The sequence below is a fragment of the Campylobacter sp. BCW_6467 genome (assembly GCF_001762855.1).
In the GTDB taxonomy this organism is placed as follows: domain Bacteria; phylum Campylobacterota; class Campylobacteria; order Campylobacterales; family Campylobacteraceae; genus Campylobacter_D; species Campylobacter_D jejuni.
The window spans coordinates 140249-154560 of sequence record NZ_MJXP01000047.1 but is presented as its reverse complement, the minus strand read 5'-3'; the positions used below and the strand labels follow the sequence as shown (position 1 = coordinate 154560).

Genomic DNA, 14312 nt, shown 5'->3' with positions numbered 1-14312 from the left:
TTATAGATAGTTTAATCTTTTTCTTCAAAGAAAAAGTTATAAAAGATTAAAAGAAAAGCTTTTAATCTTTTTAATATTAGATTGAATAGATTTTACATAATTGCTTATGCCTAAATCTTTCTGGCTCAATCGATCACTTATTTAGATTTCAAAGATTGACTAATAAGATTTGAATAACAATACTAAGTTAAAAGAACAAAACAAAAAATCATTTTTAAAAGAAAAGTTTTTAAATTAAAAACAAGATTTATAAAAAAGCTTTTAGTTTTAAATTAAAAAATTAAGAAAGTTAAAAACTCAAATAATTTAAAAACTTAAAAATCTAAAATAAAGTTAATTTATAAAATCTACTCAGTTAGTGAAACTTTATAATTTAAAAGATTTTAAGTCCTTTTTTCAAAAAAGGAAATGAAAGTATAACCAATTAAACTTAAAGAGGGATTAAATAAAGGATTAAATAATATAAATATTTGTGTAAGTATTTATATAAGTATTTGGTGGGTTGAAAAATGGGGGTTATATTTTAGAGCACTCGTAATTTTTATTTTTTATATTAACAAATTGACTTTTAAGTGTTTTAAAATCTGGAATATAAGCATAACCGCTAAGCGTATCTACAACGATACAAAGAGCATGCTTTTTTGATAACAAACGTATAATGCAATCTGAATTATTCTTTGCTAAAGTTTTTTCATATGCATAATTGGCATTTTTTAACGGAGAATACACTCTGCCCATTTCATCAAATACTAATCTAGTAAATCCTGAACAAGATCCTTTGAATTCAACCTTTTCTATTCCGAATCTTTTTGTAAGATTAAATCTTTGTGTAGTTTTTTCATCATCTTTACTAATAACTCCACTTTGACCTGAATTCATTAATTTGTTATGATTGATTACATCAACAGCAATTTCTCTATCTATATTGATTTCAGTTTTACCTAAATTAGCATTTCCATCGCCATTTTTATCCAAGAAAATAGTATATGTTTGATCATAACCTGTGGCAGCTGATTTTATAAAATAAATCTGCCATTTACTTTTAAACCACTCTCTTTTTGCGATAGCCAACTCATCAACTCTTATGCCTTCTTGCATCATGGCTAAACTTTGGGTATATTGGATATCATTAAGAATTTGTATTGCACCTTCTAGTAGATTGTCTTTTTTTAAGTAAAGACTGCCTAAATTAAAAACTATACCCAAAATGAGAATTATAAACACAAATTCCAACAAACTGAAAGCTTTAATCATAGTTTAAAATCTGATATACTTTTTCATATTTTCCAAGTTTTACCTTAACAATTTTTTTGTCCATATCATGCCTATCGGCTTGTTTTAAAGCTTTTAAATAAAACTTATTGCTATTTTTTATTCCATAGAATCGCAATCTTTTTTGCAAACTTGGGGCTGTTGCAAGCTCTAAAACATCTTGTTTTTTTAATTCTAGCGCCAATTCTTTAGCAAAATGATAATTATTGGCAAAATGACGATTTGGATTGTTTATAAAATAATACAATAATTGATTAGCGACGATTAAAAAGTAACAAAATATTAAAAAAATTATAGAACATTCTATAAAGATTTTATACCTTAATCGAAAAACTGGCAATCTCACTCTATAACTTTGCATTAAAGTTTTTATAAGCAAAGGAGTACAAATAACACAAAAAGGTAAAAAATCATCTAAAAAAAGTTTTTGTCTTAAAGAAAGCAACAAACAAAATACAAATGTTACGCTCATTAAAAACCATAATAAATTTTTATATTTCTGAAAAGTCAAACGATAAATAGTGTAAAAAAAATACACAAAAACCAAAGGAGAAAAACATGCAGCAAAAATTCCTAAAGTATCTAAAAAATAACCTCTTGGGCGACCACCTGTATCAAAACCATAAAAACTGATACTCGCTCCAAACAAAATAAGAGATAAGGTAAATAAAATAGCATTTCTTTTATAAATCCCAAAAAAGAAAAAAGTTAAAAATAAAATATTAAAAGATTTATCAACAAATAATACTATAATCAATAATATATAAAAAAGCCATTTTTTTTCATATTCGTAAGCACATAATATAGCAAGGGTTAAAAAAATCACCAAAGATGCGGCATTAACCAGTAAAGCACTTGCAACAGTACCCGGCAATAAAACAAATAACAATAAAGAAAAAAAAGCATCGATTTTAGTTTTAGTATATTTTAAAGCTAGTAAATACAAAAGTAAACAACTTGAAAAATGAAAAAATAAAAAAGGAAGCCTTAAACCAAAATCATTTTGCCCAAAAATAAAAGTTCCAAAATGAGATATATAATAAAGCAAACTATGGGAAAAAATAAGCGATTTACCCTGCTCATCAAAATAAATATCAGCTTCATCAGCACTAATACTCAGTGTTGAAATTCCATAAAGCAAAGCCAACAAATCAAGACTAAGTAAGATGATGATAAGTTTATAATTTTTGATTTTTTCCATAATGAAAATTTTACAAAATTAAACTTAAAATATCAATGTAAATCATATAAATATCAAATATCTTAAAAATTAACATCAAATTGATTTTAGTTTTTATAAGTATAATTTTAAACAAAAAAAGGCAAAAATGCAAACTATTGATCAAATTTTTCAAACACAAATCAATATTAAAAAATCTACTTTCTTATCTTTTCTTTGCCCTTTTAAAGATTTTAAATTTTTAATAGAAACGCTAAAAAAAGAGCATCCAAAAGCTGTTCATTTTGTCTATGCTTATCGTGTTTTAAATGATTTTAATCAAATTGTAGAAGATAAAAGCGATGATGGAGAGCCTAAAGGAACTTCTGGAATGCCAACTTTAAATGTTCTAAGGGGCTATGATCTTATCAATGTGGCTTTAATCACTGTAAGATATTTTGGCGGTATAAAACTTGGTACAGGGGGACTTGTAAGAGCTTATAGCGATGCAGCAAATGCCGTGATTAATAATTCTTCTTTACTTTCATTCGAATTGAAAAAAAATATAACCATTGCTATTGATTTAAAAAATTTAAATCGTTTTGAACATTTTTTAAAAACTTATTCTTTTAATTTCACAAAAGATTTTAAGGATTGCAAAGCTATATTACATATCAAATTAAATGAAAAAGAGGAGCAAGAATTTAAAATTTTTTGTAAAAATTTTGCACCTTTTGAAATAGAGAAATTATAAATTCTTGCAAGTAAATACAAAAGCTCCAAAATGGAGCTTTTGATTAAATTGCGTTCAATAAATCATTTAACAAAGTATTATTCTTACTTTGTTCATTTGCACCTTGTTGCGCAAGATCATTGTGAACACTAGCACTTTGAGCTCTCATAGACAACTCGCCTTCATTTTGTCTAAAACGATAAGCGTAAACATTTGACATTTGAGCATAATTACTTAAATTTGAATTTGAGTTTTGCGCATTGCTTTGAAAACTATTACTAGAATTTAAAGCATCTCCGCTTGACTTCTCATCCGCCTTATTTAATATATCCATAAAATCAGAATTTCCAGATGAAGAATAATCTTTAACCTGTTTATTCACCTGTTTATACTGACCACTAATAGCATCGTATTCATACGAGCTAATCGTTCTATAATTTACCTGCATAGTTTTCTCCTTTCAAAATATGCAAAAACTATACAAGCAAAAAGCGTTCCTTTTTTATATAAAATCAATGTTTTTTAATCATGATGAGTAGGTAAATGCTCCACATCAAGCTCATTGTTGGCTATAAATTCCTCCTTGGCTTTTTTACAGTTTTCATCACGCATTTTGCGGTATTCATTGCGAATGGTGATTTCTTTATCGCTTAGAGGTCTATCTTCTAAAAAACTGATATGAAAATAAGTATCATCGCTCTTTGAATAAGTTTTATAAAAATCTATATAATCAAAATAATCCTTGCCATTATCAAACTCTACTACTTCTTCTATATAAATCGTAGGCCCAAAACCCTTATGATTTTGTGTATAATGCCCAAAACCTGCGCTGTATTGAATTCTAAATTTAGCCATCATTTTCTCCTAAAAATTCTTGATAAGTTCCACGAAAATCTGTAAGCTTACCATTTTCTAAATGCCAAATTCTATTAGCAAAAGCAGAAACTAATTCCCTATCGTGGCTGATACAAAGCACTACACCTTTGAAATTATACAAAGCCTCGCCTAGTGCAATAATACTTTCAAGATCTAAATGGTTATCAGGCTCATCTAAAAGCAAGAAATTTGGACGCTCTAGCATCAAACGAGAAAGCATTAAACGATGTTTTTCGCCCCCACTTAAACTTGCTGCCATTTTTTCTTGATCGCTGCCACTAAAAAGCATTCTACCTAAACACTTGCGGATTTCATCTAGATCTTTAAATTTTTCACTCATAAGCCATTCATAAAGTTTCAAATTTTCACAAATTAAATTACTTGTATCTTGAGGAAAATATCCAAGCTCTATAGTTGCCCCAAGATGTATGGATCCACTATCTGGACTTATAGCATGGGCGATGATTTTTGCCAAAGTACTTTTGCCCACACCATTTGCCCCGATCAAAGCGATTTTATCATTTTTTTCTATTTTTAGCTCCAAATTTGAAAACAATTGTTTATCATAAGCCTTGCCTATACCTTTAAATTCTAAAACTTCATTACCTATTTCACGATTGGTTCTAAAAACTATGCTAGGATCTCTACGGCTTGAAATTTTAATCTCTTCAAGCTCTAGTTTTTCAAGTGCCTTAGCACGGCTTGTGGCTTGTTTTGCCTTAGAAGCATTTGCGCTAAAACGGCGAATGAAATTTTCTAATTCTTCTCTTTCTTTTAAGGTTTTATCGCGTTTAAGCTCAGCTTGTTTTGCCAAAAGCGTTGAAGCCATATACCAATCATCATAATTTCCCGCAAAATCACGAATTTGTTTAAAATCCACATCCAAAATTCTTGTGCAAATTTTATTTAAAAAATGCCTATCATGAGAGATGACAACTAAAGTCCCTTCATGTCTTAAAAGTTCATTTTCAAGCCAAGAAATTGCCTCTAAATCAAGGTTATTTGTAGGCTCATCTAAAAAAAGCACATCCGCACCCAAAAATAAAACTTGAGCCAGTAAGACTTTAAATTTATCCGCACTTTGTAAGGTGCTCATCAAAGCATCAAAATCTTTAATCTTTAAAGAACTTAAAATTTTTTCACAACGTGTTTCACAATCATAATTTGGATCTTCTTCGGCCGTTATTATCTCAAGCTCACCTAAGCGTTCATTGATCTCATCGGTAAATTCCTCGCTCATATAAAGCTTTTCTTTTTCTTTTAAGGCCTCATATAAACGCTTATTTGCACACATCACTGCATCTTTGATGGTGTAGTTTTCAAAAGCAAATTGATCCTGTCCTAAAACTGCGATTTTCAAGCCTTCATCAAATACTATTTCACCACTACTTGACTCAATTTCTCCTGAAAGAATTTTTAAGAAAGTCGATTTTCCCGCACCATTAGCACCGATAAGTCCATATCTTTGTCCTCTAACAAGCTTTAAATTCACATTTTCAAATAAAAGCTGATTTGCAAAACGCATAGTAAGATTTTTTACTTCAACCATGATTTTCCTTAAATTTTTTACTTATAAAAATTTTTAAGAAATTGTATCAAAAAAAGACTTGAAATTAATTGAGTATAAATTTTTATATAGACAATGAAAATAAAATTTCATTGTCAAAATAAATTAATAATCCAAAAGTTCTACAAAAACTTGCTTTTTATCATCGCTAAATCTAGCACTATAAGAAATTTGAGTTTCATATTCCCCTCCATCAAATAAAATTCCTTTTAAAGCGCCTCTTGAATATTTTTCTCGCATTTCATTAGGCATTTGTGGATAAGTAAATTTTAAACTAGCCATACAAAAACTAGTTTTTTTATCCTTGCTATCTTTGGTTATAAAACTTTCAAAAGAAGTATAAACCACTTCATTAGCATAATCTTTCAAATCAAGTAAAGGTTTAAAATGTGCCCTTAAAACTCCAAGCGTGTCAGTAGATAATGCAGCCTCTAAATCCCTCATATCCATACCATTGGAATTTATCCTTAACGCCCTTAAGGATTGTTCATTTAAACCATACTCAACATAAACCCATTCATCATCATCTAAAATACTTTTTAGCGTAAGCTTAACATCTTCATCATCGCATTTTGGCTTATTATTAAAACATCCTGCAAATAAAAAAACCAACATCAAGCTTAATAAAATATTTTTCATTATTTCTCCATTATTATTTTAATAAATTCTATGATTTCATCATTTTTAGCACCATCTTCCCCCAAAAGACTTTTTAATAAATCTAAGTTAAGCTGTGGAGGAAATATAAGATAAGAATTTACTGGAAAACCATTTGATTTTAAGCCTATGCAAAATTTTTCATCTTTATTTGTGTATGCTTTTCCTGCAACAATTTTATAAGTATCTTTCTCATAAAATAAAGTAGGCTCTACTTCAAAAGGTGTATATTTTTCACTCATTTTCATCTCCATTCTTTCATTAGTTTTAAAATAAAATAATCATCACTGTATGATATTTACAATTTTTTCATAATTTTGTTTGCGAAGTTTTTTACCTACTAAAAACATATCTACAATCCACCAAATAGTCCAATTGACTATCCAATTCATAAGTGCTAATATATATGCTATGTTCTGCAAAGATTCACTTGCAACAATATAAAAAATTATTTGGAATAATCACAAATGCTAAACGCACAAAACCTAAAACCATATCACCTATCATAAAACGCCCTACTCCAAAAGGGCCAAATAAAAAAGTTCCTACCCAAAACACCAAAGCAGGGCTTTTTAGTTTAAGCATAGGAAGTCGATTTAACACATCTTTTTTCTTTCTTCGCTTAAGCGTTCAAATTTTTCTTTTAGCGTAATTGCTGCTAAACCATCTCTTGGTAACTTATCACCAATATTAGAAAGAACTGAATTAAAATCCATACATTTCTCCTTGAAAATTAAAAAATATCTCGAATTATTCCACACTATCACTTAATTAATATTGAAATATTAAATATATTTTATATAAAAAATTGAATATTTCAAGTGTTTTTAATAAAGAAATTTTAATGTAAAATCTTTTAAAGGCTAAATTTTTAAGGTAAAAAATGACAAAAAAGAGCAAGCGTGATATGGCATATGAACTAGACATTGATGTTAGCACTTTATATAATTGGAGAAAATATAAACCCAATTTATATCGTATTGTTATGCTTGGCTTTAAATTTGATGAACTTTTAGAAAATAGCAAAAAAACTCATGAAGAATTACTTCATATAGAACAAACCATACAAGATGAAATTGCTAAATTTAAATAAAACCCGCTTTTAAGCTTTTTTCTATACAATTATCACTTTTATTAAAATCAAGGATTTGAAATGTTTTTATTAGATTTTTTAATATCATTGAGCTTTATTTTTGAAATTTCAGCACTTGTGTTATCCTTTTACTTCAAAAATTCAAAAATTTTCTTTTTGACTTTAGTATTATTAGGAGCTAAGTTACCTTATTTTTATACAAGTTTTTTTCAAGCTAATTTATTTGTCGCCTTGTTTTTACCTATGGTTTTTACCATATTTTGCCTTGGAAAACATCATGTTTTAATTTTAAATAAAAAAAATATTGCTTCAATTACAACCCTTATTTTTATAGGCATTTTAAGTATCATTTTACCTAGAAATACTACTTTTAATAGCGCTGGTTTAGAATTTCATTTTATTGCATTAGATTTTTTTAAGCCTGTGAGTGAATTAGGATTTTTATTTTTTTTAGTCGGCTTAATACTCATTTTTATCAAAACCTTTAAAACTAAAGAATATTATCTTATTATCGCATTTTTTGCTGCATATTTTCAGTTTTTATTTCAAGAAGGAGCAGGAATAAGGTATTTTGAATTTGCAAGTTTAGTTTTTTGTTTTTATCTTTTAAATCACGCTTATAGATTGGCTTTTTTTGACATCTTAACAAAACTACCTAATGAAAAAAGCCTTACACGCTTTACAAAGGGAAAAAACAACTATATCATTGCCTTGCTTCATTTTAATGAACTAAAAGACACTAAAGAAAGCTATGCCAAACTCATCTTAAAACAAATTGCAAAAATTTTAAAACGCTTTAGAGCAAAAATTTTCATCGTAGACAATGATTTTGTTTTAATTTTTAATGATAAAAATCAAGCTTTAAATCATCTTGCTTTTTTAGAATCCACCTTGAAAAACACGGAATTTAATTTAGAAAATGAAAATTTTAAACCAGATTTTAAATTGATTTGGCAAGAAAGCGAAGAAAATTTGGATAAAAATTTACAAAGTCTAAGAGCAAGACTCTTAGACTAAAAAATTATTTTTCGTTTGCTTCAACTTCGATATTTAAATTAATATCATCACTTAAAGTAATAGTTGAAGTACTTGTCGCGAATTTAAAATCAGAGCGTTTGATTTTTCCATTTAAAGAAAAACCTATTTTTTCTTTTCCATCTTTGCCTTTAGCTACACCGCCGATTTCAGTATCTAAAACGATATCTTTAGAAACTCCAGCTATAGTTAAAGTTCCTGTCATTTTGCCTTTTTCATTATCGATTTTTTCATATTTTTTCATTGTAAAAGTCATATCAGGATATTTTTTTGCTTTGAAAAAATCATCTTGTTGTAAGTGATTATCTCTTGTTTGATTTTCTGTATTTACAGATGCGATTTTTATAGTTGCATCAAGCTTTTTAAACTCAGCACTCGCAGGATCAAAATCAATCACCGCAGAATAATCTTTGAAATTTCCTTTTACATTGCTAATTTGTAAATGTTTGATTTTAAAACCTACATCTGTATGTGCTTTATCTAAAGTATATTCTTTAGCAAACAAACCTATGCTTAACAAAGAGACCGCAACCAATGAACTTAATAAAACTTTTTTCATTTTTTTCCTTTTTTATAGTAATTTTCAATATAAAAATTTTATTAGATAAAACATAACAAATCATTAATAAAAATTAAAAAATTTTACTATTTAAAAATTTTACAAATTCTTCAAATTTAGGCAAATCAAGCTTTATTGCTTCTCTTTGCTGTTTTCCCCACATACACTCTGGAAAAAACGCATCTTCTTTAAATCTTGCCATAACATGAAAATGCACCCTTGGCACATAATTTGCAAAAGAGGCGATATTGATTTTTTCAGGTTTGTAAAATTCTATCATAGCCTTTTCACAAAGTAAAATTTTTTCAAAAAGTTCTTTTTGCAACTCTAAAGGACAATCGCTAAATTCTTTATAAATTTCTTTAGTAAAAATTTTAAGCCAAGGCACTTGAGCCTCCTCTTTCTCTATATAAATCGAATCATTTTCATAAATCATTACATTCCTTTGAAATTGTATTTATGATTATTTTACAAAATTTATCAAATTTTTAAGTCAAAATGCGTTAAAATTCCTAAAATTTAAAAAACAAAAAGGAGGATAAATGCAAATTAGTTCAAGTTATAACTCTTATGATTACTACTCTAGCAAACCTTCTTTTGATAAAACAAATCAATCTGATTCCACTCAAAAAGATGAAAAAAATCTTAGTGAAAATAAAGATGATAAAGAAAAAAATGGCGAACAAACCCAAATGGTTAATGGCGTAGAGCTAAGCCAAAAAGAAGTAGCTCAAGTTCGCGAACTCCAAAGTATCGATAGAAATGTAAAGGCTCATGAAGCTGCACATCAAGCAGCGGGTGGCGGCTTAGCAGGTGCTGCAAGTTTTACTTACACAAGAGGCCCTGATAATCAAATGTATGCTACAGCGGGCGAAGTTCCTATCAGCATGCAAAAAGGAAACACACCAGAAGAAACTATAGCCAATGCAAGACAAATCGCAGCAGCAGCTATGGCTCCTGCTGATCCTAGCCCACAAGACTATAAAGTTGCAGCAAATGCTACAAAAATGGAATTTGAAGCAAGAGCTGAAGCAATGAAGCTTAAAGCCGAAGAAGCCAAAGAAAAAGAAGAAGAAAATAAAGAAAAAGATGACAAAAATTCAGAAAATAGCTTAGAAAAAACAGATAAAGATTCAAAAAACAACGATAAAAATTCAAATTTTGATAAAGACTTTAAAAATTTTGTTGCTAGAACTTATCAACAAAACTCACAAAATAACGACATTAAATTCAACATCGCATCTTAAAATTCTTAATTTAAATAAAAAATTTACTCCAATCTTCCTTATAAATAAAGCTTTGTTTTAAAACTAAACGGACATGTCTAAAAATTTATCTTTTTTATTATCTGCTTTATCTGTATTTGTAGAATTACTTTGTTCTTCTTTTTTAGCTTCGGCTTCTACTTTTTGTTTATCTTCTTCTTGTTCCATAAGCTTTAAAGTATCATATATTTGATGAACTTCCTTAGGCATACATTTATGGAAACGATGATTTGAATTTGCATGTAAAATATTTAACATTTTTTATCCTTTTTATAATTTAAATTTTTGCATTTTCAAGCTTTTATATCTATGCCTTGCTTATTCAGTATTTCTAAGATTTCTAAAACATCCATTCCATTTTCTTGTTGAACTTTTAAAAATTGTTGCCAAAAATTTGTTTTTACTTCATCTTTGTAAGTTTCTTTGTTTTTACTTTCTGCTTGTATAGGTTTGAAAGTTTCTTTGTCTTCTTTTTGATTGTTTTTATTAGCTAAGAACCTATCTATATCTTCTTGAGTAAGTGGCTTACCAAGTTCATTAAAAAATTGTTTTTCTCTTTGTGCCCTTTCAGCACCCCATATTTTCTCAAATTCATTCATACTTGTAAGAGTTTTTAAAAGATCAACTTTTCGTTTATGAAGTGCGGACCAATCTACGCCTTCTGTAAGATAGTCTGTGCCAAATTTATTAAGTATTTTTATTTCATCCTTGCTTAGTTTATCTTCCATATATCTTTTATATAAAGAGTTTTCTACTTCTTTTACATCAGGAGATCCATTATAGCCATTTTCTTCTTTAAATTTTTCAAGATCTCCAAATTTTTTTATTATGGATTCATAATAAGCATCATCATCATTTTTAAGCACAGCTTTTTTATTGTTCGTGTTATCATTATTATTAACAAGTAACATTTTATCGCCCATAGCTATTTCAAATTCTTTTACAAACTCATCATGCCTTTGTTTAAAATCCATATATTTGTTTTTAAACTCATCTAAACTTAAATCTTCTTGTAAAAGTTTATTAAATTCATTCCTAAAATTAGATGCTTTTCTAGTAATATCAGATCCAAGATTAAACATTTGAGAGTAAGAAGAAAAGTTCATCAATTTAATATCTTCATCTCTTATATCCCAACTATCATCTTCACCAAGATTTTTAAGTGAAGACTTTTCTATTTTATTTGGATCTTTTAAAGCATTTGACTTCATAAAGTTGTTAAATTCTTGCATATCTTTTTTGCTAATACTTTCATCAAGTCCGAATATTTTAGGATTATACTCAAATTTTTTTCCACGATAAGGCAAAGCACCTTCTCCTGTTATAACGGCTACTCCGTGCTTGTTTATTTTAAAGTCAATATTTTTATCTTGCTTAAAATTTGAAGTGTTATAATTATAATTTAAATTTACACCATTAATCATTTTCGCCTTCCTTGATATTATATACTATATCGGAAGAAAATTAAAAATTTATAATCTTGAGAGTTTTCAAAAACTCTCAAGTTATTATCAAGCTAAGCTTTTTCCACTTTTATGATATTTTAAAATACCTTCAGCACAGCGATAAGCCAAAGCTCCCACAGTATCAGTTGGATTATATCCACTATTGTGTTGGAAATTTCCTGCTCCTACAACAAAAAGATTATCCGCATCCCAGTGTTGTAAATAAGTATTAACCACACTAGTTTCTCTATCTGCACCCATTGTTGTTCCACCTGTGTTATGAGTAGATTGATAAGGTACAACGCTATAATCCTTAAGATAAGCGCCTTTTTTAATTGATTTTACTCCTTGCATTCTTTTTGCTACCTCAGCTGTTTTATCTGTGATAAATTTATGCAAAGCTCTATCTTGATCGGTGAAATTATAAGTTAAGCGTAAAAGTGGCATACCAAAAGCATCTTTATAAGTTGGATCAAGACTTAAATAATTATTCTTATGAGGCAAAGAAGCACCTTGTCCTGCTACGGTAATAGCTCTTGTGAAATTATAGTTTAATGCTTTTTTAAATTCAGCACCCCAAGTTGGAGCTCCTGCTGGAAGTGGGGCTGATTGTATAGGGCGAGTTCCAAGCTGAACGCTATAAATCATAGCTCCATGAAGGAATTTTTCCTTAGAATGATCAAAATTATCTCCGTTAAAATCATCACTCGTAGTTCCTAAAGCACCTGAACCCATGAAGGTGTTAAATTGCTCATCAAAGAAAGCTGTTGTACCCATATTCATTTGGTAACAATAATTTCTACCTAAAGTTCCTTTACCTGTTTTTGGATCGTATTGCTCACCTATGTTGCTTACCATTAAAAGCTTAGCATTGTTAAACATATAACTTGTAAGCACAACTATATCAGCAGGCTGGATATACTCTTTCATCGTTCTAGTATCGACAAATTTCACCCCTGTTACTTTTCCGTCTTTTTTAAGAATTTGCGTTACATTGCTATAAGTACGTATGGTGTATTTACCTGTGCTCATAGCCTTTGGAATTACTGTATTTAAAGGACTTGCTTTTGCGCCATACTCACAACCAAAACGCTCACAATACGCACAGTATTGACAAGGAGCTAAATCTTGACCATCAGGGTTTGTATAGCCACCTTTAGAATTTGAAGCTGGCAAACGATAAGTGTGTAAATTTGAACTTTTTGCTGCACTTTCAAATCGTTTAAGCATTTTAGTATTTTCAAGAGGTTCTTGTGGATAAGGACTGGATCTAAAAGCTCCCATTTTTTCCGCTAAAGGATTTGGTTCACCTGATACCCCACAGGTTTTTTCAAATCTATCATAATAAGGCTCCATATCCTTATAAGTCACGCCCCAATCTTGCAAGGTATAATCATTACCTAATTTATTACCATATCTTTGTTTGCTTAGGGTTTGAATTTCAAAGTCATAAGGCATAAACCTAAAAGTCCAACCATTCCAATGCACCCCTGCACCGCCAACATTATTACCCAATAAAAACGAACCCATTTTACGATAAGGTAAGGCTAAACCACTAGGATCATGGCGAAAAGTCACAGTGTCTTTTGAGCAATCTTGCATCAAACCATAATTAATCCCGTATCTCCACTCATCATGGATAAAATTAAAATTTTCAGTACTTTGCATATGTCCGCGTTCTAAACTAAGTACATTCAAACCTGCTTTAGTAAGCTCTGCAGCCACTATACCTCCAGTCCATCCTGCTCCAACTGTTAGCACATCTACTTTTTTTAATACTTCAGCCATTTTAACTCTCCATATCTGCTAAACCCATAGGTTCAATGTTAAAAAATTCATCACTTGCAATTTTATCCACATAGCTCATTTGTGCGCCTGGATATTGCATCATTCTCCAACCATTTTTATTATCATTTCCGCCATAAATTGGATCAGCTAAAACTCCAGCTACTGTCATATCTCTTAAAAGTGTGAAAAAATAAGAAGATTTAAAACCTGTAGTTTGAATTTTTCCTTTTTCAAAATCGCTTAAAATTTTATCCTGATCTCCACCTTTAAGCAAAGAAAAAGATTTTTTATAACGCTTTTGAGCATTTTCTTCAAGAGCATGCACGCCTTCTAAAAAAATATCTTTGCGTTGCATAGGGGTTTGATAACCTTGTTCGGCTTTGCCCTCCATGAAAGGCCCTTGCATATATTCTCTATCATTATAACCATAAGCACTAGCTAGCTGATTATCGATAAAATAAGGCACGCCTAAACCTATAGCTCCTTCTCCTTGCTCATCTTTAGGATAAATTCTTTCACAGGCTGCACTTAAGGTATCAAATTCAGTTTGAGTTTGAAAAAACATTCTACCTCTAATTTTATTTGATTTTCCTTGTGAAGCTTGAGGCGAATGCGTAAGTTCTGCTGCCTTTAAAACAGCACCGCCACCTATAGTGCTAGCTGCTACTACAGAACCACCTAGAAGCCCTAGTTTAAAAAAGCTTCTGCGATCAATAATATTGTCTTGCATTACTTCTCCTTGATAATAATTTAAACAAGACTATATTAGTCCTATTAATATAAATTTAACTTTAAAAAGCGATAAATTTTGTGTTATTCTTAATTTTATTTAAGTATATCTTTGAAAGTAATGAAAATAGAAC

Annotated in this window: 16 protein-coding genes and 2 pseudogenes; 4 read left to right on the top strand and 14 right to left on the bottom strand. The window is 29.4% G+C overall.

Going from position 1 to position 14312, the window contains the following annotated elements:
* Positions 1 to 516 precede the first annotated feature (516 nt).
* Positions 517 to 1254: a hypothetical protein gene (locus tag AJ888_RS07235; RefSeq protein WP_032603283.1), complete on the bottom strand. Its 738-nt coding sequence runs from the start codon at positions 1252 to 1254 to the stop codon at positions 517 to 519.
* Entirely contained in the window at positions 1247 to 2473 is a 1227-nt protein-coding gene (locus AJ888_RS07230; protein WP_002861176.1) for a hypothetical protein, read from the bottom strand. The genes AJ888_RS07235 and AJ888_RS07230 overlap by 8 nt, the downstream gene beginning before the upstream one ends.
* A 127-nt stretch (positions 2474 to 2600) precedes the next feature.
* On the opposite strand from AJ888_RS07230, the gene AJ888_RS07225 reads away from it, so the two are divergent.
* Positions 2601 to 3185, top strand: a complete 585-nt coding sequence (locus tag AJ888_RS07225; protein WP_002861175.1) for an IMPACT family protein — start codon at positions 2601 to 2603, stop codon at positions 3183 to 3185.
* A gap of 43 nt (positions 3186 to 3228) precedes the next feature.
* Here AJ888_RS07225 and AJ888_RS07220 read toward each other — a convergent pair whose 3' ends face one another.
* The 6 genes and pseudogenes from AJ888_RS07220 to AJ888_RS09515 all read right to left on the bottom strand — a co-directional run bounded on the left by AJ888_RS07220 (position 3229) and on the right by AJ888_RS09515 (position 6980).
* The gene (locus AJ888_RS07220; RefSeq protein WP_002861174.1) at positions 3229 to 3612 is read right to left on the bottom strand and encodes a hypothetical protein; all 384 of its coding nucleotides are present in this window, start codon (positions 3610 to 3612) and stop codon (positions 3229 to 3231) included.
* Between the two features lie 74 nt (positions 3613 to 3686).
* Entirely contained in the window at positions 3687 to 4022 is a 336-nt protein-coding gene (locus AJ888_RS07215; RefSeq protein ID WP_002859498.1) for a hypothetical protein, read from the bottom strand.
* The gene (locus AJ888_RS07210; RefSeq protein ID WP_002861173.1) at positions 4012 to 5589 is read right to left on the bottom strand and encodes an ABC-F family ATP-binding cassette domain-containing protein; all 1578 of its coding nucleotides are present in this window, start codon (positions 5587 to 5589) and stop codon (positions 4012 to 4014) included. Before AJ888_RS07210 ends, AJ888_RS07215 begins: the two co-directional genes overlap by 11 nt.
* A 123-nt stretch (positions 5590 to 5712) precedes the next feature.
* On the bottom strand, positions 5713 to 6246 hold the full coding sequence (locus tag AJ888_RS07205; protein ID WP_002861172.1) for a hypothetical protein: 534 nt from the start codon (positions 6244 to 6246) through the stop codon (positions 5713 to 5715).
* A complete protein-coding gene (locus AJ888_RS07200; RefSeq protein ID WP_002861171.1) occupies positions 6246 to 6506 on the bottom strand; it encodes a hypothetical protein in 261 nt (86 codons plus the stop codon). The genes AJ888_RS07205 and AJ888_RS07200 overlap by 1 nt, the downstream gene beginning before the upstream one ends.
* A 42-nt stretch (positions 6507 to 6548) precedes the next feature.
* Positions 6549 to 6980, bottom strand: a pseudogene (locus AJ888_RS09515) (hypothetical protein).
* 167 nt (positions 6981 to 7147) lie between these two features.
* On the opposite strand from AJ888_RS09515, the gene AJ888_RS07195 reads away from it, so the two are divergent.
* Both AJ888_RS07195 and AJ888_RS07190 read left to right on the top strand, forming a co-directional pair.
* The gene (locus AJ888_RS07195; protein ID WP_002778401.1) at positions 7148 to 7357 is read left to right on the top strand and encodes a transcriptional regulator; all 210 of its coding nucleotides are present in this window, start codon (positions 7148 to 7150) and stop codon (positions 7355 to 7357) included.
* 60 nt (positions 7358 to 7417) lie between these two features.
* Positions 7418 to 8374, top strand: a complete 957-nt coding sequence (locus AJ888_RS07190; RefSeq protein WP_002861169.1) for a membrane protein — start codon at positions 7418 to 7420, stop codon at positions 8372 to 8374.
* A 4-nt stretch (positions 8375 to 8378) separates the two neighbouring features.
* Here AJ888_RS07190 and AJ888_RS07185 read toward each other — a convergent pair whose 3' ends face one another.
* Together AJ888_RS07185 and AJ888_RS07180 are read right to left on the bottom strand one after the other, a co-directional pair.
* Positions 8379 to 8951: a YceI family protein gene (locus AJ888_RS07185; protein ID WP_002861168.1), complete on the bottom strand. Its 573-nt coding sequence runs from the start codon at positions 8949 to 8951 to the stop codon at positions 8379 to 8381.
* Positions 8952 to 9024: 73 nt separating this feature from the next.
* The gene (locus AJ888_RS07180; protein WP_002861167.1) at positions 9025 to 9387 is read right to left on the bottom strand and encodes an HIT family protein; all 363 of its coding nucleotides are present in this window, start codon (positions 9385 to 9387) and stop codon (positions 9025 to 9027) included.
* A 106-nt stretch (positions 9388 to 9493) separates the two neighbouring features.
* Here AJ888_RS07180 and AJ888_RS07175 point away from each other — a divergent pair, with 106 nt between their 5' ends.
* Complete coding sequence (locus AJ888_RS07175) at positions 9494 to 10198, top strand: putative metalloprotease CJM1_0395 family protein (protein ID WP_002861166.1); 705 nt, start codon at positions 9494 to 9496, stop codon at positions 10196 to 10198.
* A gap of 63 nt (positions 10199 to 10261) precedes the next feature.
* On the opposite strand, the gene AJ888_RS07170 is transcribed toward AJ888_RS07175, so the two are convergent.
* The 4 genes and pseudogenes from AJ888_RS07170 to AJ888_RS07155 all read right to left on the bottom strand — a co-directional run bounded on the left by AJ888_RS07170 (position 10262) and on the right by AJ888_RS07155 (position 14179).
* Positions 10262 to 10474 carry a hypothetical protein gene (locus tag AJ888_RS07170; RefSeq protein WP_002861165.1) on the bottom strand — a complete coding sequence of 71 codons (213 nt, stop codon included), beginning with the start codon at positions 10472 to 10474 and terminating at the stop codon, positions 10262 to 10264.
* A gap of 146 nt (positions 10475 to 10620) precedes the next feature.
* A pseudogene (locus tag AJ888_RS09580) lies at positions 10621 to 11139 on the bottom strand (hypothetical protein); the annotation flags it as partial.
* 588 nt (positions 11140 to 11727) lie between these two features.
* The gene (locus tag AJ888_RS07160) at positions 11728 to 13449 is read right to left on the bottom strand and encodes a GMC family oxidoreductase (RefSeq protein WP_044780459.1); all 1722 of its coding nucleotides are present in this window, start codon (positions 13447 to 13449) and stop codon (positions 11728 to 11730) included.
* Position 13450: 1 nt separating this feature from the next.
* On the bottom strand, positions 13451 to 14179 hold the full coding sequence (locus AJ888_RS07155) for a gluconate 2-dehydrogenase subunit 3 family protein (RefSeq protein WP_070296219.1): 729 nt from the start codon (positions 14177 to 14179) through the stop codon (positions 13451 to 13453).
* Between the last annotated feature and the right edge of the window lie 133 nt (positions 14180 to 14312).

Excerpts from the sequence above, each read along its gene's own strand:
- AJ888_RS07180 (WP_002861167.1), bottom strand. The coding sequence starts at position 9,387 with ATGATTTATGAAAATGATTCGATTTATATAGAGAAAGAGGAGGCTCAA.
- AJ888_RS07195 (WP_002778401.1), top strand. The coding sequence starts at position 7,148 with ATGACAAAAAAGAGCAAGCGTGATATGGCATATGAACTAGACATTGAT.
- AJ888_RS07185 (WP_002861168.1), bottom strand. The coding sequence starts at position 8,951 with ATGAAAAAAGTTTTATTAAGTTCATTGGTTGCGGTCTCTTTGTTAAGC.
- AJ888_RS07205 (WP_002861172.1), bottom strand. The coding sequence starts at position 6,246 with ATGAAAAATATTTTATTAAGCTTGATGTTGGTTTTTTTATTTGCAGGA.
- AJ888_RS07215 (WP_002859498.1), bottom strand. The coding sequence starts at position 4,022 with ATGATGGCTAAATTTAGAATTCAATACAGCGCAGGTTTTGGGCATTAT.
- AJ888_RS07235 (WP_032603283.1), bottom strand. The coding sequence starts at position 1,254 with ATGATTAAAGCTTTCAGTTTGTTGGAATTTGTGTTTATAATTCTCATT.
- AJ888_RS07200 (WP_002861171.1), bottom strand. The coding sequence starts at position 6,506 with ATGAGTGAAAAATATACACCTTTTGAAGTAGAGCCTACTTTATTTTAT.
- AJ888_RS07175 (WP_002861166.1), top strand. The coding sequence starts at position 9,494 with ATGCAAATTAGTTCAAGTTATAACTCTTATGATTACTACTCTAGCAAA.
- AJ888_RS07210 (WP_002861173.1), bottom strand. The coding sequence starts at position 5,589 with ATGGTTGAAGTAAAAAATCTTACTATGCGTTTTGCAAATCAGCTTTTA.
- AJ888_RS07225 (WP_002861175.1), top strand. The coding sequence starts at position 2,601 with ATGCAAACTATTGATCAAATTTTTCAAACACAAATCAATATTAAAAAA.
- AJ888_RS07170 (WP_002861165.1), bottom strand. The coding sequence starts at position 10,474 with ATGTTAAATATTTTACATGCAAATTCAAATCATCGTTTCCATAAATGT.
- AJ888_RS07190 (WP_002861169.1), top strand. The coding sequence starts at position 7,418 with ATGTTTTTATTAGATTTTTTAATATCATTGAGCTTTATTTTTGAAATT.
- AJ888_RS07160 (WP_044780459.1), bottom strand. The coding sequence starts at position 13,449 with ATGGCTGAAGTATTAAAAAAAGTAGATGTGCTAACAGTTGGAGCAGGA.
- AJ888_RS07220 (WP_002861174.1), bottom strand. The coding sequence starts at position 3,612 with ATGCAGGTAAATTATAGAACGATTAGCTCGTATGAATACGATGCTATT.
- AJ888_RS07230 (WP_002861176.1), bottom strand. The coding sequence starts at position 2,473 with ATGGAAAAAATCAAAAATTATAAACTTATCATCATCTTACTTAGTCTT.
- AJ888_RS07155 (WP_070296219.1), bottom strand. The coding sequence starts at position 14,179 with ATGCAAGACAATATTATTGATCGCAGAAGCTTTTTTAAACTAGGGCTT.